Below are 24770 nucleotides of genomic sequence, written 5' to 3' on the forward strand. Positions count from 1 at the left end.
ACCCCGCCTTCGGCCTCGGCTCCTACACCGAACTCCCCTCCTCCAACCCCGCCGTCCTCGCCTTCCTGCGCGAATACGAGGACGACCTCGTGCTGTGCGTGCACAACTTCTCCCGCTTCGCACAGCCGACCGAACTGGACCTGCGGGAATTCGACGGACGCCACCCGGTCGAGCTGTTCGGCGGCGTCCGCTTCCCGGCCATCGGCGAACTGCCGTACCTGCTCACGCTCGGTGGTCACGGCTTCTACTGGTTCCGGCTCACCCGAGTCGCATCCCGCATCGGCCGTCGGCCGTGAGCACTGCGCCGACGAAAGGAGGCGTGACCATGCCGAAGACCGCATCCCTCCGCCCGAGCCGTACGCTCCTCGCGGAGCCCATGGCGTCCCTCGCCGGGCTCCTGCGGGAGTGGCTGCCGCGGCAGCGCTGGTTCGCGGGCAAGGACCGGCCCGTCACGGAGCTCGGCCTGCTGTCGATGACCGAGCTCTTCCCCGGCTGTCTGCACCTGCTCGTCCACGCCGGACACGGAGGCGTGCCCTCCCCCGGCGGCAGTCCCCCACCCGGGGACTGCTACCAACTGCTGCTCGGCGTGCGGGAACACCCCGCCCCGCGGCTCGCCCGGGCCCTGATCGGCCAGGTGCAGGAGGGCCCGCTGGCCGGACTGACGGTGTACGACGCGCTGCACGACCCGCGGTCGGCGCAGCTCCTCCTGGACCGGCTGCGGCACCCGGGCTCGGCCGGGCCCCTGTGCTTCGAGGCGGACCCGGCCCGGCAGGTGCCCGGCGGACTCGCACCGCGGCTGCTGGACGCCGAGCAGTCCAACTCCTCGCTGGTGTACGGCGACGAGTTCATCCTAAAGCTGTTCCGGCGCATCCAGCCCGGCGTCAACCCCGACCTGGAGGTGCCGGTCGCGCTGGCCCGGCAGGGCTGCCGCCGGGTGCCCGCGCCGGTGGCGTGGCTGCGCACGACCCACCCGCAGGAGGCGACGCTGGGCGTGCTCCAGCCGTTCCTGCGGGACGCCTCCGACGGCTGGACCCTCGCCCTGAACGCGCTCGCCGCCGGCGACGACTTCACGGCCGAGGCGCACCAGCTGGGCCGGGCGACGGCGGAGGTGCACCTCGCGCTGGCGTCTGCCTTCCCGGTCGGCGCCCCCGGGGAGATGGGCCGTACGGCGACGGCGATGACCGAGCGGCTGACCGCCGCCGCGCACTCCGTTCCGGCGCTGCGGCCGTTCGTGCCCGGCCTGCGCACCGCGTTCGCCGCGCTCACCAGCTGCGACCCGGGGCCGCCCGCCCAGCGCATCCACGGCGACCTGCACCTGGGGCAGGTGCTGCGGGCCGGCCGGGACTGGTTCGTCATCGACTTCGAGGGCGAGCCGTCCCGCCCGCTCGCGGAGCGCCGCAGTGCCCACTCCCCCGTACGGGACATCGCGGGCATGCTGCGTTCCTTCGACTACGCCGCCCGGCAGCGCCGCCCCTGGCGCCCGGAGTGGGCGCGCCGCTGCCGTGAGGCGTACTGCGCCGGCTACGCGGCGAGCGCCGGCTGGGATCCGCGCAAGAAGCACGGACTGCTGCGCGCCTATGAGACCGACAGGGCCGTGTACGAGGTGCTGTACGAGGCCCGGCACCGCCCCGACTGGCTGCCCGTGCCGATGGCGGCGATCGAGCGCCTCGCCGTGAGAGGAGACTGACCCGTGGCTCTGCGTGACACCTCGCTTCCCGAGCCGTCCGGCCCCGTTCCCTGTGGGGTCGCACCGCCGCTGGACGAGACCGACCGGGGGCGCCTGCTGGCGGGCTCCCACCACGACCCGCACGGGCTGCTGGGCGCCCATCCGGTGCCCGGCGGGGTCGCGTTCCGGGCGCTCAGGCCCTTCGCCCGGGCGGTGAGCGTGCTCGTCGGCGGCGAGCGCAGGACCCTCACCTCGGAGGGCGACGGTCTGTTCTCCGGCCTGCTGCCGCTCGACGCGATCCCCGAGTACACGCTGCTCGTGACGTACGCGGACGGGGAGCAGGAGACGCACGACCCGTACCGTTTCCTGCCGGCGCTCGGCGAGCTCGACCTGCATCTGATCCGGGAGGGCCGGCACGAGGAGCTGTGGAAGGCGCTCGGCGCGGAGCCGATGACGCACCAGGGCGTGGCGGGCACCCGCTTCACCGTGTGGGCGCCGAACGCGCAGGGCGTGCGGGTCGCCGGGGACTTCACGTTCTGGGACGGCACCGCGTTCCCGATGCGGTCCCTCGGCGCGTCCGGCGTGTGGGAGCTGTTCCTGCCGGGCATCGGGGAGGGCGCCCGGTACAAGTTCGAGATCACCTCCCGGTACGGCCACCGGTTCCTGAAGGCCGACCCGATGGCGCGCCGCGCCGAGGAGCCGCCCAACACGGCGTCGATCGTGACGGCCTCGCACTACGAGTGGGGCGACGCCGAGTGGATGGCGCACCGCGCGGACACACCCGTGCACGAGGCGCCGTTCTCCGTGTACGAGGTCCACCTCCCCTCCTGGCGCCCTGGTCTGACGTACCGTCAGCTCGCTGACGAACTGCCGGAGTACGTGAAGGATCTGAACTTCACGCATGTCGAGCTGATGCCCGTCGCCGAGCACCCCTTCGGCCCCTCCTGGGGTTACCAGGTCACGTCCTACTACGCCCCGACCGCACGTCTCGGCACACCTGACGACTTCCGGTACCTGGTCGACTCGCTGCACCGGGCCGGCATCGGCGTGATCATGGACTGGGTGCCGGCGCACTTCCCGAAGGACGACTGGGCGCTGGCCCGGTTCGACGGGGACCCGCTGTACGAGCCGGGAGACGCGCGGCGCGCGGAACATCCGGACTGGGGCACCTACGAGTTCGACTTCGGGCGCACCGAGGTCCGCAACTTCCTCGTCGCCAACGCCGTCTACTGGTGCGAGGAGTTCCACATCGACGGGCTTCGCGTGGACGCGGTCGCCTCGATGCTCTACCTCGACTACTCGCGCGACTCGGGGCAGTGGGCGCCGAACGTGTACGGCGGCCGGGAGGACCTGGACGCGATGGCGTTCCTCCAGGAGATGAACGCCACCGTCTACCGGCGCGCGCCGGGCGTGGTGACGATCGCCGAGGAGTCCACGGCCTGGGGCGGGGTCACCAAGCCCACCGACAGCGGCGGGCTCGGCTTCGGGCTGAAGTGGAACATGGGCTGGATGCACGACTCCCTGGAGTACATGTCCAAGGAGCCCGTGCACCGCAAGTACCACCACCACGACATGACCTTCGCGATGGTGTACGCCTACAGCGAGAACTACGTCCTGCCGATCTCCCACGACGAGGTCGTGCACGGCAAGGGCGCCCTCGTCTCCAAGATGCCGGGCGACTGGTGGCAGCAGCGCGCCAACCACCGCGCCTATCTCGCCTTCATGTGGGCCCACCCCGGCAAGCAACTGCTGTTCATGGGCCAGGAGTTCGCGCAGGGCTCCGAGTGGTCCGAGCGGAGCGGCCCGGACTGGTGGCTGCTCGACCCGGAGTACTCGGCCGCATCCGACCACCGCGGGGTGCGGGATCTGGTCCGCGACCTCAACACGCGGTACCGGGCGACCCCGGCGCTGTGGCAGCGCGACACCGACCCGGCCGGTTTCCGGTGGGTGGCGGTGGACGCCGCCGACGACAACGTCTACGCGTTCCTGCGGTACGACGCCGAGGGCGCCCCGCTGCTGGCCGTGTCGAACTTCTCGCCGGTCGTCCGGCAGGACTACGGGCTCTGGGTGGGTGACGACCACGTCGCCTGGCAGGAGGTCCTCAACACCGACGCCGTGCGGTACGGCGGCAGCGGTGTCGGCGAGTCCGGCCCGGTCAAACCCGAGAACGGCCAACTGCGGCTGACGCTGCCGCCGCTGGCCACGGTGTGGCTCAGGCCACTCCCGATGTGACGTCCGTCAGCGACGTGAGGTGTTCGAATCGCCCCCGCCGGGGCATTCGAGGTCGTACGCGTACGACCGAACATCCTCGTCGTCGCAGCGGACCACAGAAGGGGTGCATGCCGTGCGGACCGTCGGAGTGGAGGAGGAACTCCTCCTGGTCGATCCCGAGACGGGCGAGCCGCGGGCGATGTCCGCGGCCGTGCTCGCCCGCGCCGAGCGGGACGACGCGGACCAGGACGTGTTCGAGAAGGAGCTGCACGAGCAGATGCTCGAGTTCGCCACGCACCCGCAGTCGGACATGGCGGCGCTGCGGGCGGAGATCGGGCGGTGCCGCGCGGAGGCCGGCCGGCACGCCGGCGAGCTCGGCTGCGCGGTCGCCGCGCTCGCCACGTCGCCGCTGCCGGTGAGCCCGGCCGTCAGCATGAACCGGCGCTACCAGTGGATGGCGGAGCAGTACGGCATCGCGACGCGTGAGCAGCTCGTCCTGGGCTGCCACGTCCATGTGTCCGTCGAGTCCGACGAGGAGGGCGTCGCGGTCGTGGACCGGCTGCGTCCGTGGCTGTCGGTGCTGTCGGCGATCAGTGCCAACTCCCCGTTCTGGCAGGGCAGTGACACCGGGTACAGCAGTTATCGCAGCCGGGTCTGGCAGCGCTGGCCGTCGGCCGGACCGACCGAGATGTTCGGTTCGGCCGAGCGCTACCACCGGCGGGTCGCGGACATGGTGGCCACCGGGGCCATCCTCGACGAGGGGATGATCTACTTCGACGCGCGGTTGTCGCAGCGGTACCCGACGGTGGAGATCCGGGTGTCCGACGTGTGTCTTCGGGCCGACACGGCGGTGCTGATCGCGACGCTGGCCCGCGGCCTGGTGGAGACCGCCGCCCGCGAGTGGCGGGAGGGACGTGAGCCGGTCGACCACAGCGTGAGCCTGCTGCGGCTGGCCGCCTGGCGGGCCGCCCGGTCGGGGCTGGCCGACAAGTTGCTGCACCCGGTGACCATGCGGCGGATGCCCGCGGAAAGCGTGGTCCAGGCGCTGCTGGAGCACGTGGAGGACGCGCTCGGCGAGAGCGGTGACCTCGACGAGGTCCGCAAGGCCGCCGCCGAGCTGCTGCGGAACGGCACGGGCGCGGACGCGCAGCGCGAAGCGCTGCGGCGCACGGAGAGTCTCAGGGACGTCGTCACGGAGTGCGTGCGCCACACGCAGGAGTGACCGGCCCCCTTGCTGGTCGGGCCCGGTCAGAACATCAGGATCAGGGCGTACGCCAGGAAGAACGCCGCGACGAGAGCGCACAGCACGAGGATCACCGTCAGAGGTGCCTTGCCCCAGCCCTTGGGCGGGTTGTGGGTCTCCTGCGGGCCCGCCTCGGGCATGCTGCTCTCGGCCGGCGGTGTCTCCCCGGGCGGCACGCCACCGCCTGGTTCGAGGCCGGTGGTGCGGTCGGGATCGGGATCGGGATTCGTGTAACTCATGACCCCCGAGTCCCCCCGATAACGCCGAGGTCACCAAACGCGTCCACTTCCGGGTTCGCGACCCCGTGTGCTTTTGCGCTCCGCTAGATTCGGGCTCCGGCGATGACGCTACACGTCGGCCACGTCACAGCCCGTACATGTCAGGAGCAGCGCATGCGCGACTTCGCCATCGCTCCGTCGGCGCCCACGCCCCTGACCGGCGGGCTCGCCGACAGCGTCTTCGCGAGGGCTGCCGAGACTCCCGCCCTGCCGGTGCTGGCCCGCCGGGCCCACCCGGACTCCCAGGCGTGGGAGACGGTCACGGCGGTGGAGTTCCGCGACGAGGTGGTGGACCTGGCCCGCGGCCTGATCGCGTCGGGGATCTCGCCGGGGCGGCGCGTCGCGGTCATGGCGCGCACCCGGTACGAGTGGACGGTGCTCAGCTACGCGCTGTGGGCGGTGGGCGCGGAGGTCGTCCCGATCTATCCGACGTCGTCGCGGGACCAGGTGGAGTGGATCCTGCGGGACGCCGCTTGCGTGGCCGTGGTGGTCGAGGACGAGCAGGGCGTGATGACGGTCGGCTCGGTGTGCGCGACCCTGCCGCATCTGCGGCACGTGTGGCAGCTGGACGCGGGGGCGCTGCGGGACCTGGCGGCGCGCGGCGCGTTCATCCCGCCCGCCGCGGTGGACGCGATGCGCCGCATCGTGCCGCCGGACTCCACGGCGGTCGTCGCCTACACCTCGGGCACGACCGGCCGTGCCATGGGCTGCGCGCTGAGTCACCGCGGTCTCGCCGCGCCGTGCGACACGCTGCTGGCCGGCTGGGGTCACACGGCCGCGCCCCCGGGCGAGCAGGGCGCCGTCCTCGCGTTCCTGCCGTTCTCCCACGTGTACGGGCTGATGATCCAGGGCATGTGCGTGCGCGGCGGCGTGCTCATGGGGCACGAGCCGGATCTGAGCGAGCCCGTGCTGCTCGCGGCGCTGCGCTCCTTCCGGCCCACGTATCTGTACGCGGTGCCGTCGCTGTTCGAGAAGATCTACAAGACGTTTCTGCGCAGGTCCCGTGAGTCGGGGCGCGGCGCGCTGTTCGAGCGGGCCGCACAGACGGCACGGGACTACGCCGTCGCCCAGGAACGGCAGCGGCTCGGGCGGGGGCCGGGGCCGGGCTTCGACCTGCGGCTCCGGCACGCGCTGTACGAGCGGATCGTGTACCGCCGGCTGCGGGCCGCGCTGGGCGGCCGGGTGCGTCGGGCCACCTCGGGCGGATCGCCGCTGAGCCGGGAGCTGTCACTGTTCTTCGAGGGCATCGGCATCTTCGTGCACGACGGCTACGGCCTGACGGAGACCAGCGGCGGTGTGACCATGCAGCCGCTGGGCCGGGAGAAGTCCGGCACCGTCGGGCAGGCGCTGCCGGGCACGGAGATCCGGATCGCCGACGACGGGGAGATCCTGGTGCGCGGGCCGGCGGTGTTCCAGGGCTACGTCAACGACGTGCGGGCGACCCGAGCGGCGCTGCGCGGCGGCTGGCTGGCCACCGGCGACCTCGGGCACCTCGACGACGAGGGCTATCTGACGATCACCGGCCGCAAGAAGGACGTGATCATCACCAGCGGCGGCAAGAGCGTGTCGCCGGCCGCGCTGGAGCAGCGGCTGCGGATGCATCCGCTCATCCACCAGGCGGTGGTGGTGGGCGACAACCGGCCGTGCGTCGGGGCGTTGATCACGCTCGATCCGGACTTCCTGGCGCACTGGCGGGCCGCGCTGGCGTGGCAGACCGACGGGTCGGGCCGGGAGGCGCGGGAGGAGAACGCGCTGCGCGAGGAGGTCGCGCGGGCCGTGGCCGCGGCCAACAGCGCGGTGTCGCGTTCGGAGTCGATCCGGGTCTTCCGGGTGCTGCCGGAGCCGTTCGACGTGGCCAACGGGCTGCTGACACCGTCGATGAAGCTGCGCCGCGACGAGGTCGTACGGCGCTACGCGCTGGAGATCGACGCGATGTACCGGGCCCGGTCCCGGTCCGGTCCGCGCGACTCGGCGGAGGAGCCCTCGTCCTGGGACGAACCCGATATCTCGGACAACGTCTTCCGCTGACGGGGCCCCACCCCGGCGTCGGCGGGCGCGTAGGACCCCGCCGACTGGGAACTAGCCAACGAAAGGACGCAGAGAAAGGCCGACACCGCGCTGACGTCGGGCCGGAAAGGCGACATGGCAACCGAGCCGCGTTGGGACAGGACACTGGCTGCCAAGGAGATCCCGAGCCGCACCGCGAGCTTCGCGGGGGCGCTGCACAACGTCACGGACGCACGCCTCGTCGCGGAGGAGTTCCTGCACGAGCTGTCGAGCGTGTCACCGCCGTCGGCTCCGGAGCACTGGGACGACATCCTGCTGGTGGTGACGGAGCTGGCGGCCAATGCGGTGCAGTACGCTCCGGGACCGTTCGAGCTGCGGTTGCGCCGCACCTTCGACGGTGTCCACGTCGTGCTGCACGACACCAACACCACACCGCCCGCGCCGCGTCCGTTCCATCCGAGCCGCGGGGGCGGCGGGATCGGCTGGCACCTGATCCACACGCTGTGCGACCAGGTCAGTGTGGTGCCGAACGACCACGGCAAGGACATACACGTCTTCCTGCCGTGGTGACCGGCGCGCGCAGCCGGTTCAGCGCCCGCCCGACGCGGTGCGCACCGGCACGAAGACGGTGATGGTCTTCCCGCCCCCCGGGCGCCGGTCGATGACGATCTCCCGCGCGAGGCGGATGATGAGGGGCCAGCCGTAACCACTGCCGCGGTGCCCCGGCGGCAGGGAACCGGGGCCGTAGGCGACCGGGGGGACGATGTCGCTGCGGTCGTGCACGGCGACCCGCACGCCGTCCTCGACGGCCCAGGTGTCGAAGCCGGCCAGTCCGCCGCCGTGCCGTATCGCGTTGGTGACCAGTTCGGACACGACGAGCAGCAGGTCGATCACGTCCTGGTCGCGCGGCCCGCGGCCCGCGGCGGCGTCCCAGGTGCGGCGCACCACCGATTCCGCGTACGCGCGTGCCGTGGCGGCGCTGGTCACGTCGTCCCGTGTCGGCGCTCCGGGCGGCGGACCGCCGTGCGCGGTGGGACTGATTCCGTCGGTCAGCTCCATGCGTGTCGAGTCCCCGTCATTCACTCGTTCCGTTCCGGCGCCGCGCCCGCGTGCCCGGACCCGTCGAGTTCTGGTCCTCGACAGGTCCGGCGTCCGGCGCGTACGACCCGATTCTGCCCGTGAGCACCGTCGCTCCCTTCTCACGGGTCCCTGACATGCTCCGGCCCGGCAGGCGTCGCGCCCGCCGGGACGGCTCCACAGCAGCGGATACCCCGCTCGGGCATTCGCATGTCCCCGTGACGGTCCCCTGCATGTCCTGGCGATTACGGGGTAAGCGCGGGGGCGCGGTGCCCTTGCCCGTCGGGGGTCGGCACTCGCACCGCGGACGTTCACAGGGTGGCCCGTCCCGGCCGTCAGGACTCGTTGGAGGTATTCGTGCCCATTGCCCAGAACCCGTTGTCCGTCGAGGTGACCCTGCCCCGGGAGGACGTCGCGCTGCTCAGGGTGCAGGGGTACCTGGACGTCGACACCGCGACCGAGTTCCAGCACCATCTGGCGAACCAGCTGCACCACGGCCGACGGCACTTCCTGCTCGATCTGTCGGCGGTGCCGTTCATGGACTCGTCCGGCATGAACATCATCCTGCGCGTCTACCAGGAGGTGCGGGAGATGCCGGGCAGCGTCCACGTCATCTCCCCCGCCCCGGCCGTGCGCCGGATCCTGGACCTGACGGGCGTGAGCATCACGGTCCCGGTGTCGCAGAGCGCGGAGGAGGCGCTGGAGCTCGTCGATCGGGGCCCACAGGATCCGGACGGCGGTTCCGAGCCACAGTCGGCCGGGTAGATCTGACACCTCCTCCGGGGCGGCGTCGGTCGTACCGGACGCGGTGTCGCCCGTGGTCGGACGGTGGTTAAAGTTGTCGTCCGGCAGAAGTGGCGTCGTCCCTCACCTGGCCCGGAAGGGGTGTGGTGCGGCTCGACGCGGAACAGCTATCGAGGAGTGAAGCACGTGCCGGAACACGAAGCGGAGGGAACGCTCGCATCGCCGGCGCAGGAGGTCGGGGACTTCCTGCGCCGCCGCCGTGAGCAGATCGCCCAGCGGTGGGCGGACGAGCCCCTCTTCCGGACCGTCTTCACCGTCTCGCGGGACGAAGCGGTGGAAGCGGGCAAGGCCGTGGTCGACGCGCTGGCCCAGGTGGCCGACGCCGAGCGCGTGGAGGACCCGGACGCCGCCGGATTCACCATGATCCGCGAGCAGTTGGCGCGCATGGGAGAGGCCCGCTCCCGGGCCGGGCTGACCACCGCGCAGGTGTCGACCGAGCTGGACACCCTGCGGTCCCCCGTCGAGAACCTGCTGGCCAGTGACCTCCCGGACGCGCCGGCCGACCATGTGCGGGCGTGCACGACGACGCTGACCGTGCTGCTGGGCACGCTGCGCGTCGTGGTCATGCAGACGGCGCTCAGTGAGGGGCAGGCCCTCATCGACCGTCAGCGGCTCCAGCTGATGGAGGTGGCCACGCCCGTCATCAAGCTGTGGGACGGCATCGTGGCGGTCCCGCTGATCGGGACGCTGGACAGCGCCCGCAGCCAGGTGGTGATGGAGACGCTGCTGGAGTCGGTCGTCGAGCAGCACGCCCGGTTCGCCATTCTCGACATCACCGGCGTGCCGACGGTGGACTCGCTGGTGGCCCAGCATCTGATGAAGACCGTCGCCGCCGCCCGGCTGATGGGCGCGGAGTGCATCGTCTCCGGCATCCGCCCGGCCATCGCGCAGACCATCGTGCACCTCGGCCTGGACCTGGGTTCGGTGGTCACGCGGGCGGGCCTCGCCGACGCGCTGGCGTACGCCCTGCACGAGCTCGGCGCGGGCATTGTGGGCCCGGCGTCCAATGGTGCGGATTTCCGGTGAGCGAAGCGTTTCCGGGGCCGGTCACCGGACATGTCCCGGTCCTGCGGCTCGGTGACGTCCTCCTGGTCACCCTCCAGGGGGACCTGCACGACAGCACGGCACAGCAGCTCCAGCAGGACATCGCGGAGACCATCGCGCGCAGCCGCGTGACCGGCGTGCTGCTCGACCTGTCGGGGGTGGAGATCGTCGACTCCTTCCTCGGCCGGGTGCTCGCGGAGATCGCGGCGCAGGCCGAACTGCTGGCCGCGCAGACCGTGGTGGCCGGCATGCGCCCGGCCGTCGCCATCACGCTTGTCGAACTCGGCCTGACCCTGCCGGGGTTGCGCACCGCCCTCAGTACCGAGGCGGGTCTGGAACTGCTGCGGCGGGACGCCCGGACCGCGGCGCCCCGCGCCGGTGGCAGACGCCGGGAGAGTCGGTGATGCGGACGGGCGCGGGCGTGGAGGCCCGCCTGCCGATCCGCTCGGACATGGACCTGGTGTGGGTGCGCCAGCACGTGCGGCAGGCCGCGGCACAGCTCGGTTTCGGGCTGGTGGCCCAGACGAAGCTGGTCACCGCGGCCAGCGAGCTGGCGCGCAACACGCTGGTGCACGGCGGCGGTGGCCACATGGAGGTCGAGCACGTCGTCCAGGGGTCGGTCGACGGACTGCGGTTGACGTTCGTGGACGAAGGGCCGGGCATCCCGGACCTGAAGCTGGCGCTCAGCGACGGCTACACCTCCGGCGACGGACTCGGAATGGGGCTGGGCGGCTCCCGGCGCCTGGTGCACGAGTTCGTGGTGGACAGCACCCCCGGCGCGGGCACGTCGGTGCGGGTGACGTCGTGGGCGGGGCTGCCGCCGCGACCGCGTGAGGAGGTCTGATGCCGCGCGTGTGGGACGTCCCGGTGCGCGACTCGACGCGGGTCCGGGACGCTCGGGTGGCCGCCGAGCAGGCCGCCGCGCTGGCCGGGCTGGACGAGCGGCGCACCGCCTCCGCCGCGCTGGTGGCGACCGAGCTCGCCACCAACCTCCTCAAGCACGCGGAGGGCGGCCAGGTGCTCATCGACGTGGTGGCGCCGCCGGTCCTGCCGGCCGGCCGGGACGCGCTGCGGGTGGTGCAGATCGCGGCGGTCGACCACGGCCCGGGAATCGCCGACGTGGTGGCCGCCCGGCGCGACGGGTTCTCCACGGCCGGCTCCCTCGGCGCCGGGCTCGGCACGTGTCAGCGGATCGCCGACGACTTCGACCTGCACAGCACGCCCGGCCGGGGCACCGTGGCGCTGGCCCGGATCGGCGCTGCGGTCACGGCCCGGGGGAGCCTGTCCGGGCCGCCCTGCGGGGTGCGGGCCGGCGGTGTGAACGTGCCGTTCGACGCGGCCGACTACTCGGGCGACGCCTGGGCGTGGGTGCGCTCGGAGGACCGGCTGACGCTGATGCTGGCCGACGGCCTGGGGCACGGTCCGGAGGCCGCCCGTGCCTCGACCGCGGCGGTGTCGGCGCTGCGGGAGGCGGCCGCTCTCCCGCCGGGCGAGATGCTGCGGCGGCTCGACACCGCGCTGTCCGGCACCCGCGGCGCGGCCGTGGCGGTGGCCCAGGTAGACACCCGTGCCGAACGGCTGCGGTTCGCCGGCATCGGGAACGTGGGCGCGCGGCTGTGCCGGGACGGCGCCTGGCGCCATCTGACGTCCCGGCCCGGCATCATCGGCGTCCACCGGCACGCGACGATGCGTGAGGAGGAGACGGAGTGGGGGCCCGGCCGACTGCTGATCATGCACTCCGACGGTCTGCCCAGCCGCTGGACGCCGCCGTCGGACGCGCGGCTGTGGGAGACGGACCCGGCGGTGACGGCGGCCGTGACGATGCGGGACGCCAGCAGTTCCGCGCGGCCCGTGCGGGACGACACCGCCGTGGCCGTGCTGACCTCGGGACCGGTCGCCGCATGACGCGCACCTGGGAGATCTCCTCGGTCACCGACGCCGCCGAGGCGCGGGTCGCCACCGCCCGGCTGGCCGCCGCGTACGGCGTGCCCGCCCTGGAGCGCACCCGGCTGACGGCGGCGCTCAGCACGCACCTGCGGCAGTGCCTCACCAAGGGCGGCACCTGGCGGCTCGGCGTGGAGGCGCCGGCGGCCGGTGCCGGTGTCCTGCACGTGGTGGTGACGCCGTCGCGGGAGGCGGCCGCCGCCGGGGAGACCCCGTGGAGCACGTCCGTCGCCTGCCCGGGTGCGGTGGAGCCGGCCGGGATGCCGGGCGGTGCGGACGTCGCGGACAGCGGCTTCGCCGAGGCGCTGCTCGGCGCCGACGAGGACACCGCGCTGGTGCTGGAGAAGCTCTCCGCGCAGGAGGAATTGGTCGCCTTCCACCGGGAGGAGCTGCACCAGACCAACCAGGGCGTGCTGGCCCTGCACGCGGAGCTGGACGCGGCCGGGCGGGCGCAGCGGGAGGCGTTCGCGGCGGAGCACCAGGCACGCCGGGAGGCGGAGGCGGCCCGCCGCAGGCTGACGTTCCTCGCGGACGCCAGTGCCGTCCTGACGTCGTCGCTCAACCACGACGAGATCGTGCGGCTGCTGCCCGGTCTGCTCGTGCCCGAGTACGCCCACAGTGTCGACGTGTGGCTGTTCGACAACGACAACGGCTCCGACCGGCAGGGCCCGGTGTCGCATCCGGCGGCGGCCGTGCGCGCGGCGCGCACCGGGCGTCCGCAGTACGCGGCCCATCATCCGGGCGGCCTGCCCGGCGTGGACGACCAGCCGCCCTCGGTCCTGGAGCCGAACCGGCCGCTGCTGTGCATCCCGCTGGTGACCCGGCAGGCGCCGCTGGGCGTGCTGACCCTGTCGCCGCCCGGTGCGCGCTGGGACCCGGACGACGCCGTGATGCTGATCGAGCTGACGCGGCGGGCCAGCATCGCCATCGACAACGCCCGGCGCTTCGAGCACAACCGGGACATCGCCGAGACGCTCCAGCGCGCCCTGCTCACGGACCTTCCCGAGACGCCGGGCCTCGGTCTCGCGGCGCGCTATCTGCCGGCGACCCACGGACTGAACATCGGCGGCGACTGGTACGACGCGTTCCGGCAGCGCGACGGCAGCCTGATCACGATCGTCGGGGACGTCACCGGGCACGGGCTGCGCGCGGCCGTGATGATGAGCCAGCTGCGCACCGCGCTGCGCGCCTACGCCGTGGACGGCGGCAGCCCGGGACGGCTGCTGACGCGGCTGCACCAGTTCCTGCACCACCTCCAGCCCGATCTGTACGCCACCGCTGTCATCGCGCGTTTCCACCCGGACGACCCCACCCTGACGTGGGCCGCCGCGGGTCACCCCCCGCCGGTGCTGCGGACCCCGGACGGGCGGGTGCACACCCTGGACGCCCGGCCGGGTGCCATGCTCGGCATTCCGTTGCGGCAGGAGATCGCCGACCACACGGTGCGGCTGTCGCCCGGGTCGACGCTTGCCCTGTACACGGACGGTCTGGTCGAGCGGCGGGCGCACGGCATAGACCCGGGCATCGAACGTCTCGCGGCGGCGCTCGGCGGGTTCGGCACCGAGGAGCTGGACACGGACCTGTACGGCTCGGCGGACCGGATCCTGCGGCCGTTGCTGAGCGACTCCGAGCGGGACGACGACGTGTGTCTGCTGCTGTGTCACTTCCGCGGCACGCGCTGACCGGAGCGGCTACCCGCCGGTCGTCAGCCGGACCACGTTCGACCGCTCGCCGAGGGTGAAGCCGCGGACCCGGTAGGAGGCGTGCTCCTCTCCGGGCAGGGTGATCAGGCCGGTGGAGTTGACGTCCGGGTCGAGGACGGCGACGGGTTCGAAGGGGGTGCCCCTCGTCCGGCGGATCTCCAGCAGGAAACCGTCCTCGTCGGTGGAGTTGTCGGTCCAGCGGAACCGGATCCCGTCCGCCGCCCTGACGTCCGCGGTGAACCCCGAGGGCACCCCGGCCGGGTGGGTGAGCGGGCGTCCGGCTCCCTGGCGGCCGGGTTCGGTCCGCGGGGCGAGCCAGGCCTCGTCGTCGGCGGCCGGCGCGCCGCGGCCGGGGAGGTCGACGCGGACCGGCTCGGAGGCGGGGCCCCGGTAGGCCCGCAGCCGGTAGTGGAAGGTGGTGCGGGGCATGAGGTCGGGGTGCCGGTGGCCGGTCACGCCGGCCGGCAGGTACCGCAGGACGGTGTACGGTCCGGCCTCGTCGGTGGCGAACTCCAGCACGTGGCCCGCGTGGTCGTCCTCCCAGGTCAGGTCGATGTCGGTGGGGGTGGTCAGGGTCGCTCGCAGCGGCCGGTCCGGCTCGGCCGGCGCGCCGGTCTGCGGTGTGGTGCAGGCCGGCAGTGCGAGGAGCAGCACGGCCGGCGCTGCGAGACGTGCGGTGCGGCGCATGTGCCGGCCGCTACTTCTTCCAGAAGCGGATGTCGCTCCACTCCACGGTGGCGGGCCCGTTGCCGCTGTTGGTGCGGTAGGCGCCGAACTTGTCGTAGAAGCTGCCGCCGGGGCTGGCGTAGGTGTGCACGCGGGAGCCGTTGATGTAGGTGCGGTGTTCCGTGCCGACCTCGTGGACGGTGTTCACGCGGACGGTGGCCCCGACGGTGCCGGCGTGGGACAGTGTGGTTCCGCCGTGCACGGCGTAGAGGCGTCCGCCGCGTTCGACGGCGAGCATGAAGTACGGGCCGGAGCCCGATTCGTGGAAGGTCTGCTTCAGGCTGATGCGGGTGCCGCTGAGGCTCGTGATGCGGAAGTGGCCCTCGAACTGGTGGGTGCCGCCGGTGTAGGTGGCGTAGCGGCGTTCAGCGCGCTGGTCGCCGCTCGCGGTGGAGCAGGTGAGCCGGAACGTCAGGCCGTCGACCTGTCCGCAGCCGCGTTCCTGAACGGTGTGGGTGGGCGACACCGGCTGCCAGCCGCCCGGCTCGACTTCGGCGAAGGCGTGCGGGGCGGCCAGGAGTGACGTGGCGCACACGGCCGTGGTGACGGTGAGCGTTCGCAGGCGTGCGTACATCCTGTCTCCTGAGGGCGTGGGGGGACCGCTGCCCACCCACAGATGTTCATGTGAGTGAACGACGTGCCGGTCGTTGAGCAGGCTTCTCGGACGGTAGGACTAGACCTTTACGGCGTCAAGATGTCGTGCTCGCACGGTCGTTCACTCCCGACCGGTGCGTTTCGGCCACCCAGGGGGCATGGTGGTGACCTGCGCCTTCGTCTGCCTGCCCCGCCCGGCTGGCGGAACGGGCGCGGACACGGTGGGATCGATGAGGTGCGAAGCAGCGATCCAGGGGCATGCGAATGGCGTTCGTGGCAGACCGCCTGGAGCCGCAGAAAGGGATGAACACCGTGACACGACCCAGGATCCTGGTGGTCGGCGCAGGCTTCGCCGGCGTGGAGTGCGTCCGCCGCCTGGAGCGCAAGCTCTCCCCCGACGAGGCGGACGTCACCCTGGTGACGCCGTTCGCCTACCAGCTCTACCTGCCCCTGCTGCCCCAGGTCGCCTCCGGCGTGCTGACGCCCCAGTCGATCGCCGTGTCCCTGCGCCGCAGCAAGAAGTACCGCACCCGGATCATCCCGGGCGGCGCCATCGGCGTGGACCTCAAGTCCAAGGTCTGCGTCATCCGCACCATCACCGACCAGGTCGTCAACGAGCCGTACGACTACATCGTGCTGGCGCCCGGCAGCGTCACCCGCACCTTCGACATCCCGGGCCTGACGGACAACGCGTTCGGCATGAAGACCCTCGCGGAGGCCGCCTACATCCGCGACCACGTCATCTCCCAGCTCGACCTCGCCGACGCCAGCCAGGACCCGGCCGAGCGGGCCTCCCGGCTGCAGTTCGTGGTCGTCGGCGGCGGCTACGCGGGCACCGAGACCGCCGCCTGCCTCCAGCGCCTGACGCACGCCGCCGTCCGGCGCTACCCGCGCCTGGACCCGCGCCTGATCAAGTGGCACCTCATCGACATCGCGCCGAAGCTCATGCCGGAGCTGGGCGAGAAGCTCGGCCGCAGCGCGCAGGAGATCCTGCGCAGGCGCGGCATCGAGATCTCCCTCGGCGTCTCCATCGAGAAGGCCGGCCCGGAGGAGGTCACCTTCACCGACGGCCGGGTCGTCCCGACGCGCACCCTGATCTGGACCGCCGGTGTCGTCGCCAGCCCGCTCATCGCCACACTCGGCGCGGAGACGGTCCGCGGGCGGCTCGCCGTCAACGCCGAGCTGAACCTGCCCGGCAACGACGGGGTGTTCGCGCTCGGCGACGCGGCGGCGGTGCCCGACCTGGCCAAGGGCGAGGACGCCGTCTGCCCGCCCACCGCGCAGCACGCCCAGCGGCAGGGCAAGCACGTCGCCGACAACGTCATCGCGACCCTGCGCAACCAGCCGTTGCAGCCCTACGTCCACAAGGACCTCGGTCTGGTCGTCGACCTCGGCGGCCGGGACGCCGTCTCCAAGCCGCTCGGTGTGGAGCTGCGCGGCACGCCCGCCCAGGCCGTGGCGCGCGGCTACCACTGGTCGGCGCTGCGCACCAACGTCGCGAAGACGCGCGTGATGACCAACTGGCTGCTCAACGCGGTCGCCGGCGACGACTTCGTCCGCACCGGGTTCCAGGCCCGCAAGCCCGCCAAGCTGAAGGACTTCGAGTACACCGACTCGTATCTGACACCGGAACAGGTGCGGGCCCAGGTCGAGGGGGCCGGTGACTCGGACGGCCTGACGTGAGGCGCCGGGCACGGCCCGAGTGCGGCGTGCCATGCTGGAGTCCGATCATCGGCCCGAGCCCGGCACACGGGCCGGGCCCGGCATGACGCGGGAGAGAGTGCGGCGCAGTGAGGGCAGCGGGACGGTCGGCGCGGGCACGGCTGCGGGATCGCTTCGCGGCGTCCGACCCCGGACTGCTGCGGCTGGCGGCGGGGCTGCGCACCGTGGGCGCCATCGCCCTCACGCTGGCCGTGCTCGCCCCGCTGCGGACCGACGTCACCCATCTGGTGGCCGGCGCGATGGCGGCGATGGTCGCCACCTTCTCCATCCAGGAGAAGCAGCGGCCCCAGCAGGCCGTCACGCTCGCCCTCGGCCTGCCCGTCGCCCTCGTCTCGGTGTCGCTGGGTGCGCTGCTGCACTCCCGTGTCCTGGCCGGTGACGCCTTCTTCGTCGCCCTGATCTTCGCGGCCGTGTACGGCCGCAGATTCGGCGACCGGGGCACCGCGCTCGGTCTGATCGGCTTCCAGGTCTACTTCCTGTCCCTGTTCGTCGGCGCCGAGGCGTCCGACCTGCCGCGGCTGTACCCCGTCATCTGCGTCGCGTTCGCGTGCAGTGCCGTGGTGCGCTTCGGGATCGTGCCGCAGACCCCGGCCGGAATCCTGGAGCGGCTGCGGCAGGCGTTCCGGGCCCGCCTCGCCCAGCTGGTGTCCGCCCAGCTCGACCTGCTCGACGCCGGTCCCGACGACATCGACAAGGCCCTGGAGGCCGTACGCGACGGCACCGCCCGGCTGCACGAGTCGGCGCTGCTGATCCAGTCACGGCTGGAGGAGGGCACCCCGGACGAGTCCGGGGCGCGTCTGGTGCAGCGCCGCATCGCGGACGCCGAGATCGCGGCCGAGCGGCTGGGCCTGCAGTTGCTGACCGCGCGCAGCGCCGAGCGGACGGACACGCTCACCCTGCATCTGCCGGGCGCGCCCGCCCCGGAGGCCGGGCGGCTGCCGGTTCGGGACGAGGCGATCGACACCGTACGACGGGACCTGGAGGCGTTGCGGCTGCTCGTGCTGCGACCGCCCGCCGAGCACTCGGGGACGGCGCTCGCCCATGTGCGCAACCGGCTGCTCGGCTATCGCGACGAGGAGAACCTGCCGACGGCGTCGCCCGCCGTGCAGGACGTCTTCCGGGGCATCGGCGAGGCCGCCCGCGCCGTGCTGGGACTGCGGCTCGCCTTCGAGGGGCCGCAGGACGAGTCGGACGACTCCCCCGCCACGGCCCGCTCCCGCGAGGAGCTCGACGCGGAGGACGCCGCGATCGACGCCGGGGAGGAGGCGGCCGAGGAGGCGGAGCCGGGCGGTCTCGACCGGCCCACGACGCGCGCCGCGGTGCAGGTTGCGGTGGGGTCGGCGCTGGCCATCGTGGGCGGCGAGCTCATGTCCAGCCACCGCTGGTACTGGGCGGTGCTCACCTGCTGGATCGTTTTCCTGAACACCTCCTCGACCGGCGAGATCGTGGTCAAGGGCTACCGGCGGCTGCTGGGCACGGTGCTCGGCGTGGTGGCCGGCATCGCGCTGGCCGGCCTGGTCGGCCCGCACACGTGGGTCGCGTTCGCGCTCGTGATGGTGTTCATCTTCGCGATGTTCTACACGGCGCCGCTGTCCTACACCCTGATGTCGTTCTTCGTGACGGCGATGCTGGGGCTGCTGTACACCCTGCTGCACACCTACAGCCTGTCGGTGCTGCTGCTGCGGGTGGCGGAGACGGCGCTCGGCGCGGCCTGCGGGGTGTTCGCGGCGGCGTTCGTGCTGCCGGTGCGGACCGACCGGCGGACCAACGAACTGCTCGGCACCGTGCTGGAGCGGCTCGCCGACGTCACCGAGGACGCCGTCGACCAGCTCAGCGGCGGACCCGCGGCCGACCTGCTCGACAAGGCGCGCGATCTGGACCAGGCGCTGTCCGACCTCCGGGGCGCCACGCAGCCGCTCACGCATCCGATCACGCCGCTGCGGGCCCGCCGGGACACCGCCCGGTATGTCGTCGCGATGCTGGAGACCTGCGCGTATCACGCGCGTTCACTGGCGGCGACGGCCGAGTTGCTGCCCACGCATCCGTCCATCGCGGCCGATCCGCGGCTGCGCGGGGCGGTGCGGCGCACCGTGCGCAACATCGGGGCGATCGCCGCGCGCGTGGCCGACGAGCACGCCGACGTCGAGGTCGAGACCGGGCCGAGCATCGCGTCGCTGCTGGAGCCCGGCCGGGCCGGCGCGGAGCGGTACGGGCGCGTCACCGGCCGTGTGCTGCGGCACCTGGAGCGCCTGGACGAGGCGGTCGCCGGACTGGCCCGGCCGCTGCGGGTGCCCGTGGCGCGGCCGAAGCGCTGACCGCACCGGCGGACACGGCCGTGCGCGGCCCCGGGGCCCGGCCGTTTCCCCGCCCGTCAGAAGTCGGTGGGAAGGCCGCTGGCCTCGGCGATGCCGCGCAGTTCCTCGTTCTGCCGGTGCCGTTCGCGGATGTGCTCGGCGATCTCGCCGAGCCGCTCGGGGTCCGAGGCGGTGTCCGCGTCGGTGACGACCCGCACGGGGCCCGTGTCGTCGACGGTGATCTCGACGACCTCGTTGTCCAGGCGTCCGGTGACGGCGGTGGCGATGACCAGCGCGGCCTCGTCCCGCACCTCCTGCGGCAGGTCCTGGGTGTCGTCGCCGTCCAGCGCGAAGTCGAGGGTGGACAGTTCCTGCCGGTCGATGGCCCGCAGCACGGGCTCGACCACTCTGAGCAGCAGTTGGTAGTCCTCGGCGGCCATCCTGATCCGCAGGAGATCGAGGTACATCTCCACGGGCCGGCCGTCCTCCGGAGGGATCTCGGATTCGCTCATGCCCTACGGGTTCCCCACGGCGCGCCGCTCAGACGCCGCGCGGTTCAGACTCTGCGCCAGCGGGCCATGGCGAAGGAGAACAACCCGAACAGCACCAGGCCGGCCGCCACGCAGACCAGCAGCCACGGCCCGAGCGGGGTGCCGGTGAACGAGCGGAGCGTGTCGTCCAGGCCCTTCGCCCGATCGGGCTCGTACGCGGCGGCGGCCCGTACGGCGAAGCCCCCCGCCACCGCGAACACCAAGCCGCGTGTCACGCCGCCGCCCACGCCCGCCACGTCGACCAGTCGCCTGGTCCGCGGCGGCAGCTCGCCGTGGTTCAGCTTGTCGTGGTCGCGGCGCCGGACCGCCGTCACGCCCATCCACACGCCGGCCACGACGACCGCGATCCCGGCGGCGGCCATGAGCCACTGCCCGGCGGGCAGGTCGAGGATCCTGGCCGTGGCGTCGCGGGACTGCCGGTCGCTGGAGTCGCTGCCGGAGCCTGACGCGTCGGCACCGCCGGCCGCGAACGCCAGCACGGAGTAGGCGACGAAGGCGTAGAAGCCGAACCGGGCGACGGCGAGCAGTCGCTTGCGGGGCTTGCGGCCGTCGGGTCCGACCGCGCCGAACAGCGCCTCGGTCAACCGCCACAGGGCCATGCCGACGAGTCCGGCGCCCAGGGCCCACAGCATCACGGCGCCGAACGGCTGGTCGGCGACCGCGGCGAGCGCACCGCCGCGGTCCGCCTGCCGTTTCGTGTCGCCGAACGCGACCTGGAGGGCGATCCCGCCCACCAGTAGGTAGATCACGCCGCGCGCGGCGAATCCCGCCCGCGCGGCGCCCTCCGCGACCGATCCCCTGGGCCGGTTCCGGAGCCCGAGCAGGCCGCTGCCGGTCGTCACACCTGTCTTCATCCGCGCCTCCGGGGTTGCGGATGCCCCGGCAGGGGGTCCTCACACCCCGGAGGCGGACAGGCCCTTCAGGGCCGGGCGGCGCCGTTCAGGGCGCCGTCGTCCGGTCGGAACCCAGCACCTCGTCGCGCACCCGGGCGCAGCTGCGGCTGATGAGGCGGGACACGTGCATCTGGGAGATCCCGAGCCGGTCGGCGATGCGGCTCTGCGTCATGTCCTCGAAGAACCGCATGTAGAGGATCGCCCGCTCACGCTCCGGCAGCCGACGCAGGCCCTCCTTGGCGGACTCGCGGTCGACGACGACGTCGTACGAGGTGTCCGACGCGCCGAGGGTGTCCGAGAGGCTGTAGCCGTCGTCGCCGGCCGACAGCTCGGCGTCCAGCGACAGGGTGCTGAAGCTTTCGAGGGCCTCAAGACCTGCGCCGACCTCCTCCTCGGTCAGCCCGGTGTGCGCGGCGATGTCGGCGACGGAGGGTTCGGGGCTGCCCGGGTTCTGGGTGAGCTCCCGGCGCGCGACGCGCACCTTGTTGCGCAGTTCCTGGACTCGGCGGGGCACCCGGAGCGCCCACATGCGGTCCCGGAAGTGCCGCTTGACCTCACCGGTGATGGTCGGCACCGCGTAGCTCTCGAAGGCGCCGCGCGAGGGGTCGAACCGGTCGACGGCCTTCACCAGGCCGAGGGCGGCGACCTGCCGCAGGTCCTCTATGGACTCGCCGCGGTCGCGGAACCGGCCGGCGATGCGGTGGGCCATGGGCAGCCAGGCCGTCACGAGTTCGTCGCGGATCGCGTCCCGCTCGGGGCCGTCCGGCAGGGCGGCCAGCCTGGCGAAGAGTTCCGCCGTGTCGGGTGCGTCGTCGTGCCGCCGCCGGGTGGAGGGCGGGGACGGCTCGGCGGGCGAGCCGGCCGGGGGCGTGGCGCTGTTCGTCGTCGTAAGGGTGTCCGTGCCGGGACGGCTGGTCGGCGTATCCATCAGCATGCGGAATCGCTCCTGAACGGTCGTGTCAGGGTGTACCGCGGGACGGTCGCTGTCCGGATCACCTGGAGGGCCCGGAGCCGTACCGCTCCCGCTGGCGCGCCTCCGGTCCGAAGCACGAGTGTGCACTTGCCCGGTCATGAGGAGGACAAACACCTCATGACAGAAAAATACTCAGAAAAGCGGCACGACGGCCGTGATGCACTTGCCTCCGGAGGGCAGGCAGGAGACGTGGACGTCGCAGGCCAGCCGGCACACGATGGGCCAGCCGTGCCCGCCGGGGCGGCGGCGTCCCTGCCGGTCGGTCGGGGGCACCACCACCGGTGGTTCGGCGCTGCGGTCGCTGACCGAGACGCGGACGTCATGACCGACGACGTCGACGCGGAAGTCGGTGACACCGCCCCCGTGCAGCAACGCGTTGGTGGTCAGCTCCGAGGCGACGAGTACGGCGTCCGAGAGGGCGTCGGCGTCGCAGGGACGGTGGGCGGCTCGGCAGCGTTCGGCCACCGCGCGCTCCACGGCCCGGCGCGCCTCGGCGGGCTTGCTCGGCCTCGGCCGCCCGGCCTCCCGGGCGCCCGGCGGTTCGACGACAGGTTCCATGGTGTGCTCCTCGCACATCGCTGAACTCCCTGGTCACTGGATGAGAAGCGGAGCGGGCGGCGGCGCGGCCGGCGCGTACGCGGACCGCGCGCCGGACGCCCTCGCCGGTGGGGCCTCGGCGGCCTGTTCCGTACGGGTCCGCGGGCCTCCCCTTCCGGCTGACCTGTGCGGGCGCCGTCAAACATCCGCCTCGTCCGGTGGAGGGGCGGTCATTCCGCCGTCTGGGGGTACCTGGACGGCATGACCGATGTGGTGGACTCGGACGAACTGCTGCGGCGCATCCGGCGCGCGAGGGCCTGCGCGGCGGCGGAGCGGCGGACCTGGCGGACCAGGCGCGACGAACTCGGACGCACCGACCCGGCCGGGGCCGGCGACGCGGCCGTACGGGAGCTGGCCTACGAGGCCGTGCTGCGGGTGCTGGACGAGATCCTGACCCCCGGCAGGCACCCGGAGCCGGACTGACCCGGCGCCGGGCCGAGGGTCCGGGGGCCGGGCCCCGTGGCCGGGTCGGACCGTGCCCTGCGCGGAGTCGGCCCGGCCGTCAGAGGACTCCCGGGTGCTGCGTCAGCCTCGTCCGGAGGCACCCTGTCCCGGTACTGCCCCGGCTCGCCGGCCGACCGGCACAGCACCGGCTACGGACCCGGCACCGGGCTCGCGCTGAGCCGGAAGAGGGACCCGCCGGGCAGCGTCGACGGTGAGGGCCGAACAGGGCGCCGACCAGCGGTTCCGGCCGTGCCGGGCGGTGGGCCGGCCGGTTCCCTCACGGGTGCCGGCGATTGCGGGGTGCCGCGCCGGGCACCCGAGGCGGCATGACTGCTGACCACACGCGGGCACCGGTACTCGAAGCGCTGGCCGACTATCACCGTGAGGGGCGGCTCGGCTTCACCCCGCCCGGGCACAAGCAGGCCCGCGGCGCCGATCCGGCGGTGCGGGAGGTGCTGGGCGACGCGGTGTTCCTCGGTGACGTGCTGGCGTCCGGCGGACTCGACGACCGGCTGGTCCGGGGGCGGGTGCTGCAACGGGCGCAGGAGCTGATGGCGGACGCGGTGCACGCCGAGCACACGTTCTTCAGCACGTGCGGCAGCTCCCTGTCCGTGAAGGCGGCGATGCTGGCCGTCGCGGGCCCGCACGAGAAGCTGCTGATCGGCCGGGACGCCCACAAGTCCGTCGTGGCGGGCCTGATCCTGTCCGGCATCGAACCCGTCTGGGTCGAGCCGCGGTGGGACGCCGAACGGCACCTCGCGCACCCGCCGTCCGCCGACGACTTCGCGGCGGCGTTCGACGCCCGTCCCGACGCCAAGGGCGCGCTGGTCACCAGCCCCACGCCGTACGGCGCGTGCGCCGACCTGCGGGCCGTGGCCGACGTGTGCCACGGCCGCTCCGTGCCCTTGATCGTGGACGAGGCGTGGGGCGCGCACCTGCCCTTCCACCCGGACCTGCCGTCGTGGGCGATGGACGCGGGCGCCGACATCTGCGTCACCAGCATCCACAAGATGGGCAGCGGACTGGAGCAGGGCTCGGTCTTCCATCTGCGCGGCGACCTCGTGCCGCCGAAGCTGCTGGGGATGCGCGCGGACCTGCTCGGCACGACCAGCCCGTCGGTGCTGATCCTCGCCGGAATGGACGGCTGGCGGCGGCAGATGGCCCTGCATGGCGAGGAGTTGATGGGCGGCGCGCTGGATCTCGCGGCCGAGGTCCGTGCCGCCGTCGAGAACATCGACGGCATGCACGTCAACGACCGTGCCGACTTCTGCGGCCCCGGCCTCGCCGACGACTTCGACCCGCTGCCCGTCGTCATCGACCTCGCCGGGCTCGGGGTCACCGGGTTCCGCGCGGCGGACTGGCTGCGCGAGCACCGCGGCGTGGACGCGCATCTCGTCGACCACCGCCGCATCGGCATGCAGATCACGCACGGGGACGACCGGGAGACGGCCGGGGAACTGCTCGCCGCGCTCAAGGACCTGGCGCACGCCGCACCGGAGTTGCGTCCGGCCCCGCAGGTCGACGTGCCGTCGCCGGACGGGCTGCGCATGGAGCAGGCGATGCTGCCCCGCGACGCCTTCTTCGGGCCCACCGAGGACGTGCCCGTGGACCGGGCGCCGGGCCGGGTCGCCGCCGAGATGGTGACGCCGTATCCGCCCGGGATTCCGGCGGTGCTGCCCGGCGAGCGGCTGACCGAGCCCGTACTGCGGTATGTGCGCACCGGGTTGGCGGCCGGCATGCATCTGCCGGACCCGACCGATCCCGGGTTGGAGACGATCCGGGTGGTGGCCCGCGACGCCGACTGAGAGCCGGGGCCCTCGTCAGCGACCGGAAAAGTGAAACCGGTCACGTGACCCGGTTCCGGTTGCGTGCGGCGCCCCGCGTTGGTTTATCGTTCATGCACGTGGCGACGGGGTCGACGCATCCGTCCCCCGCACGTCACCTTGCTGCCCTGGCTGGTTTCCCCCGTCCAGCCAGGGCACTTTTCTGCCCTCCTGCC

The 24770-nt window shown here is 73.0% G+C and carries 24 protein-coding genes; 16 read left to right on the forward strand and 8 right to left on the reverse strand.

Going from position 1 to position 24770, the window contains the following annotated elements; translation table 11 throughout:
* The 4 genes from QC282_RS15055 to QC282_RS15070 form a co-directional block, all read left to right on the forward strand.
* Positions 1-296: alpha-glucosidase C-terminal domain-containing protein (locus QC282_RS15055; protein ID WP_279549863.1), on the forward strand; the 296-nt coding region annotated here is incomplete at its 5' end.
* Positions 297-325: 29 nt separating this feature from the next.
* Complete coding sequence (locus QC282_RS15060; protein ID WP_279549864.1) at positions 326-1687, forward strand: maltokinase; 1362 nt, start codon at positions 326-328, stop codon at positions 1685-1687.
* Between the two features lie 3 nt (positions 1688-1690).
* The gene (gene glgB, locus QC282_RS15065) at positions 1691-3898 is read left to right on the forward strand and encodes a 1,4-alpha-glucan branching enzyme (protein WP_279549865.1); all 2208 of its coding nucleotides are present in this window, start codon (positions 1691-1693) and stop codon (positions 3896-3898) included.
* Between the two features lie 112 nt (positions 3899-4010).
* Positions 4011-5099 (forward strand): glutamate--cysteine ligase, encoded by a 1089-nt coding sequence (locus QC282_RS15070; protein WP_279549866.1) that lies wholly within the window; start codon positions 4011-4013, stop codon positions 5097-5099.
* A gap of 26 nt (positions 5100-5125) precedes the next feature.
* Here QC282_RS15070 and QC282_RS15075 read toward each other — a convergent pair whose 3' ends face one another.
* Positions 5126-5359, reverse strand: a complete 234-nt coding sequence (locus tag QC282_RS15075; RefSeq protein WP_279549867.1) for a DUF6480 family protein — start codon at positions 5357-5359, stop codon at positions 5126-5128.
* 153 nt (positions 5360-5512) lie between these two features.
* Here QC282_RS15075 and QC282_RS15080 point away from each other — a divergent pair, with 153 nt between their 5' ends.
* Positions 5513-7426, forward strand: coding sequence for an AMP-dependent synthetase/ligase (locus tag QC282_RS15080; protein WP_279549868.1), 1914 nt, complete (start codon positions 5513-5515; stop codon positions 7424-7426).
* A gap of 114 nt (positions 7427-7540) precedes the next feature.
* The gene (locus tag QC282_RS15085) at positions 7541-7975 is read left to right on the forward strand and encodes an ATP-binding protein (protein WP_279549869.1); all 435 of its coding nucleotides are present in this window, start codon (positions 7541-7543) and stop codon (positions 7973-7975) included.
* Positions 7976-7993: 18 nt separating this feature from the next.
* Here the strand turns inward: QC282_RS15085 and QC282_RS15090 are convergent, their stop codons facing one another.
* Positions 7994-8464 carry an ATP-binding protein gene (locus tag QC282_RS15090; RefSeq protein ID WP_336621072.1) on the reverse strand — a complete coding sequence of 157 codons (471 nt, stop codon included), beginning with the start codon at positions 8462-8464 and terminating at the stop codon, positions 7994-7996.
* A 375-nt stretch (positions 8465-8839) separates the two neighbouring features.
* Here QC282_RS15090 and QC282_RS15095 point away from each other — a divergent pair, with 375 nt between their 5' ends.
* From QC282_RS15095 to QC282_RS15120, 6 genes are all read left to right on the forward strand, one after another.
* Positions 8840-9247: an STAS domain-containing protein gene (locus QC282_RS15095; RefSeq protein ID WP_279549870.1), complete on the forward strand. Its 408-nt coding sequence runs from the start codon at positions 8840-8842 to the stop codon at positions 9245-9247.
* A gap of 165 nt (positions 9248-9412) precedes the next feature.
* Complete coding sequence (locus QC282_RS15100) at positions 9413-10312, forward strand: STAS domain-containing protein (RefSeq protein ID WP_279549871.1); 900 nt, start codon at positions 9413-9415, stop codon at positions 10310-10312.
* The gene (locus QC282_RS15105) at positions 10309-10734 is read left to right on the forward strand and encodes an STAS domain-containing protein (RefSeq protein ID WP_279549872.1); all 426 of its coding nucleotides are present in this window, start codon (positions 10309-10311) and stop codon (positions 10732-10734) included. The genes QC282_RS15100 and QC282_RS15105 overlap by 4 nt, the downstream gene beginning before the upstream one ends.
* Complete coding sequence (locus tag QC282_RS15110) at positions 10734-11174, forward strand: anti-sigma regulatory factor (RefSeq protein ID WP_279550022.1); 441 nt, start codon at positions 10734-10736, stop codon at positions 11172-11174. Before QC282_RS15105 ends, QC282_RS15110 begins: the two co-directional genes overlap by 1 nt.
* Entirely contained in the window at positions 11174-12235 is a 1062-nt protein-coding gene (locus tag QC282_RS15115) for an ATP-binding protein/SpoIIE family protein phosphatase (protein ID WP_279549873.1), read from the forward strand. Before QC282_RS15110 ends, QC282_RS15115 begins: the two co-directional genes overlap by 1 nt.
* Positions 12232-13956 carry a PP2C family protein-serine/threonine phosphatase gene (locus tag QC282_RS15120; protein ID WP_279549874.1) on the forward strand — a complete coding sequence of 575 codons (1725 nt, stop codon included), beginning with the start codon at positions 12232-12234 and terminating at the stop codon, positions 13954-13956. Before QC282_RS15115 ends, QC282_RS15120 begins: the two co-directional genes overlap by 4 nt.
* A 9-nt stretch (positions 13957-13965) precedes the next feature.
* Here the strand turns inward: QC282_RS15120 and QC282_RS15125 are convergent, their stop codons facing one another.
* The gene (locus QC282_RS15125) at positions 13966-14664 is read right to left on the reverse strand and encodes a fibronectin type III domain-containing protein (protein ID WP_279549875.1); all 699 of its coding nucleotides are present in this window, start codon (positions 14662-14664) and stop codon (positions 13966-13968) included.
* A 10-nt stretch (positions 14665-14674) separates the two neighbouring features.
* Positions 14675-15277, reverse strand: a complete 603-nt coding sequence (locus QC282_RS15130) for a hypothetical protein (protein ID WP_279549876.1) — start codon at positions 15275-15277, stop codon at positions 14675-14677.
* Positions 15278-15600: 323 nt separating this feature from the next.
* On the opposite strand from QC282_RS15130, the gene QC282_RS15135 reads away from it, so the two are divergent.
* The gene (locus QC282_RS15135; protein ID WP_279550023.1) at positions 15601-16980 is read left to right on the forward strand and encodes an NAD(P)/FAD-dependent oxidoreductase; all 1380 of its coding nucleotides are present in this window, start codon (positions 15601-15603) and stop codon (positions 16978-16980) included.
* A 107-nt stretch (positions 16981-17087) separates the two neighbouring features.
* Entirely contained in the window at positions 17088-19334 is a 2247-nt protein-coding gene (locus QC282_RS15140; protein ID WP_279549877.1) for an FUSC family protein, read from the forward strand.
* Positions 19335-19390: 56 nt separating this feature from the next.
* On the opposite strand, the gene QC282_RS15145 is transcribed toward QC282_RS15140, so the two are convergent.
* From QC282_RS15145 to QC282_RS15160, 4 genes are all read right to left on the reverse strand, one after another.
* On the reverse strand, positions 19391-19825 hold the full coding sequence (locus QC282_RS15145; protein ID WP_279549878.1) for a hypothetical protein: 435 nt from the start codon (positions 19823-19825) through the stop codon (positions 19391-19393).
* Positions 19826-19869: 44 nt separating this feature from the next.
* Positions 19870-20718, reverse strand: coding sequence for a DUF1206 domain-containing protein (locus QC282_RS15150; RefSeq protein WP_279549879.1), 849 nt, complete (start codon positions 20716-20718; stop codon positions 19870-19872).
* Positions 20719-20803: 85 nt separating this feature from the next.
* A complete protein-coding gene (locus QC282_RS15155; RefSeq protein ID WP_279549880.1) occupies positions 20804-21691 on the reverse strand; it encodes an RNA polymerase sigma factor SigF in 888 nt (295 codons plus the stop codon).
* Between the two features lie 171 nt (positions 21692-21862).
* Positions 21863-22306, reverse strand: a complete 444-nt coding sequence (locus tag QC282_RS15160) for an ATP-binding protein (RefSeq protein WP_279549881.1) — start codon at positions 22304-22306, stop codon at positions 21863-21865.
* A gap of 222 nt (positions 22307-22528) precedes the next feature.
* On the opposite strand from QC282_RS15160, the gene QC282_RS15165 reads away from it, so the two are divergent.
* Together QC282_RS15165 and QC282_RS15170 are read left to right on the forward strand one after the other, a co-directional pair.
* Positions 22529-22750 carry a hypothetical protein gene (locus tag QC282_RS15165; RefSeq protein ID WP_279549882.1) on the forward strand — a complete coding sequence of 74 codons (222 nt, stop codon included), beginning with the start codon at positions 22529-22531 and terminating at the stop codon, positions 22748-22750.
* Positions 22751-23097: 347 nt separating this feature from the next.
* Complete coding sequence (locus tag QC282_RS15170; protein WP_279549883.1) at positions 23098-24576, forward strand: ornithine decarboxylase; 1479 nt, start codon at positions 23098-23100, stop codon at positions 24574-24576.
* Positions 24577-24770: the final 194 nt, after the last annotated feature.

The organism is Streptomyces sp. DH24 (assembly GCF_029813775.1).
In the GTDB taxonomy this organism is placed as follows: domain Bacteria; phylum Actinomycetota; class Actinomycetes; order Streptomycetales; family Streptomycetaceae; genus Streptomyces.

Coding starts and splice junctions, on each gene's coding strand:
- QC282_RS15060 (WP_279549864.1), top strand. CDS start 326: ATGCCGAAGACCGCATCCCTCCGCCCGAGCCGTACGCTCCTCGCGGAG.
- QC282_RS15075 (WP_279549867.1), bottom strand. CDS start 5,359: ATGAGTTACACGAATCCCGATCCCGATCCCGACCGCACCACCGGCCTC.
- QC282_RS15080 (WP_279549868.1), top strand. CDS start 5,513: ATGCGCGACTTCGCCATCGCTCCGTCGGCGCCCACGCCCCTGACCGGC.
- QC282_RS15085 (WP_279549869.1), top strand. CDS start 7,541: ATGGCAACCGAGCCGCGTTGGGACAGGACACTGGCTGCCAAGGAGATC.
- QC282_RS15090 (WP_336621072.1), bottom strand. CDS start 8,464: ATGGAGCTGACCGACGGAATCAGTCCCACCGCGCACGGCGGTCCGCCG.
- QC282_RS15110 (WP_279550022.1), top strand. CDS start 10,734: ATGCGGACGGGCGCGGGCGTGGAGGCCCGCCTGCCGATCCGCTCGGAC.
- QC282_RS15115 (WP_279549873.1), top strand. CDS start 11,174: ATGCCGCGCGTGTGGGACGTCCCGGTGCGCGACTCGACGCGGGTCCGG.
- QC282_RS15120 (WP_279549874.1), top strand. CDS start 12,232: ATGACGCGCACCTGGGAGATCTCCTCGGTCACCGACGCCGCCGAGGCG.
- QC282_RS15125 (WP_279549875.1), bottom strand. CDS start 14,664: ATGCGCCGCACCGCACGTCTCGCAGCGCCGGCCGTGCTGCTCCTCGCA.
- QC282_RS15130 (WP_279549876.1), bottom strand. CDS start 15,277: ATGTACGCACGCCTGCGAACGCTCACCGTCACCACGGCCGTGTGCGCC.
- QC282_RS15135 (WP_279550023.1), top strand. CDS start 15,601: ATGAACACCGTGACACGACCCAGGATCCTGGTGGTCGGCGCAGGCTTC.
- QC282_RS15145 (WP_279549878.1), bottom strand. CDS start 19,825: ATGAGCGAATCCGAGATCCCTCCGGAGGACGGCCGGCCCGTGGAGATG.
- QC282_RS15150 (WP_279549879.1), bottom strand. CDS start 20,718: ATGAAGACAGGTGTGACGACCGGCAGCGGCCTGCTCGGGCTCCGGAAC.
- QC282_RS15155 (WP_279549880.1), bottom strand. CDS start 21,691: ATGCTGATGGATACGCCGACCAGCCGTCCCGGCACGGACACCCTTACG.
- QC282_RS15160 (WP_279549881.1), bottom strand. CDS start 22,306: ATGTGCGAGGAGCACACCATGGAACCTGTCGTCGAACCGCCGGGCGCC.
- QC282_RS15165 (WP_279549882.1), top strand. CDS start 22,529: ATGACCGATGTGGTGGACTCGGACGAACTGCTGCGGCGCATCCGGCGC.
- QC282_RS15170 (WP_279549883.1), top strand. CDS start 23,098: ATGACTGCTGACCACACGCGGGCACCGGTACTCGAAGCGCTGGCCGAC.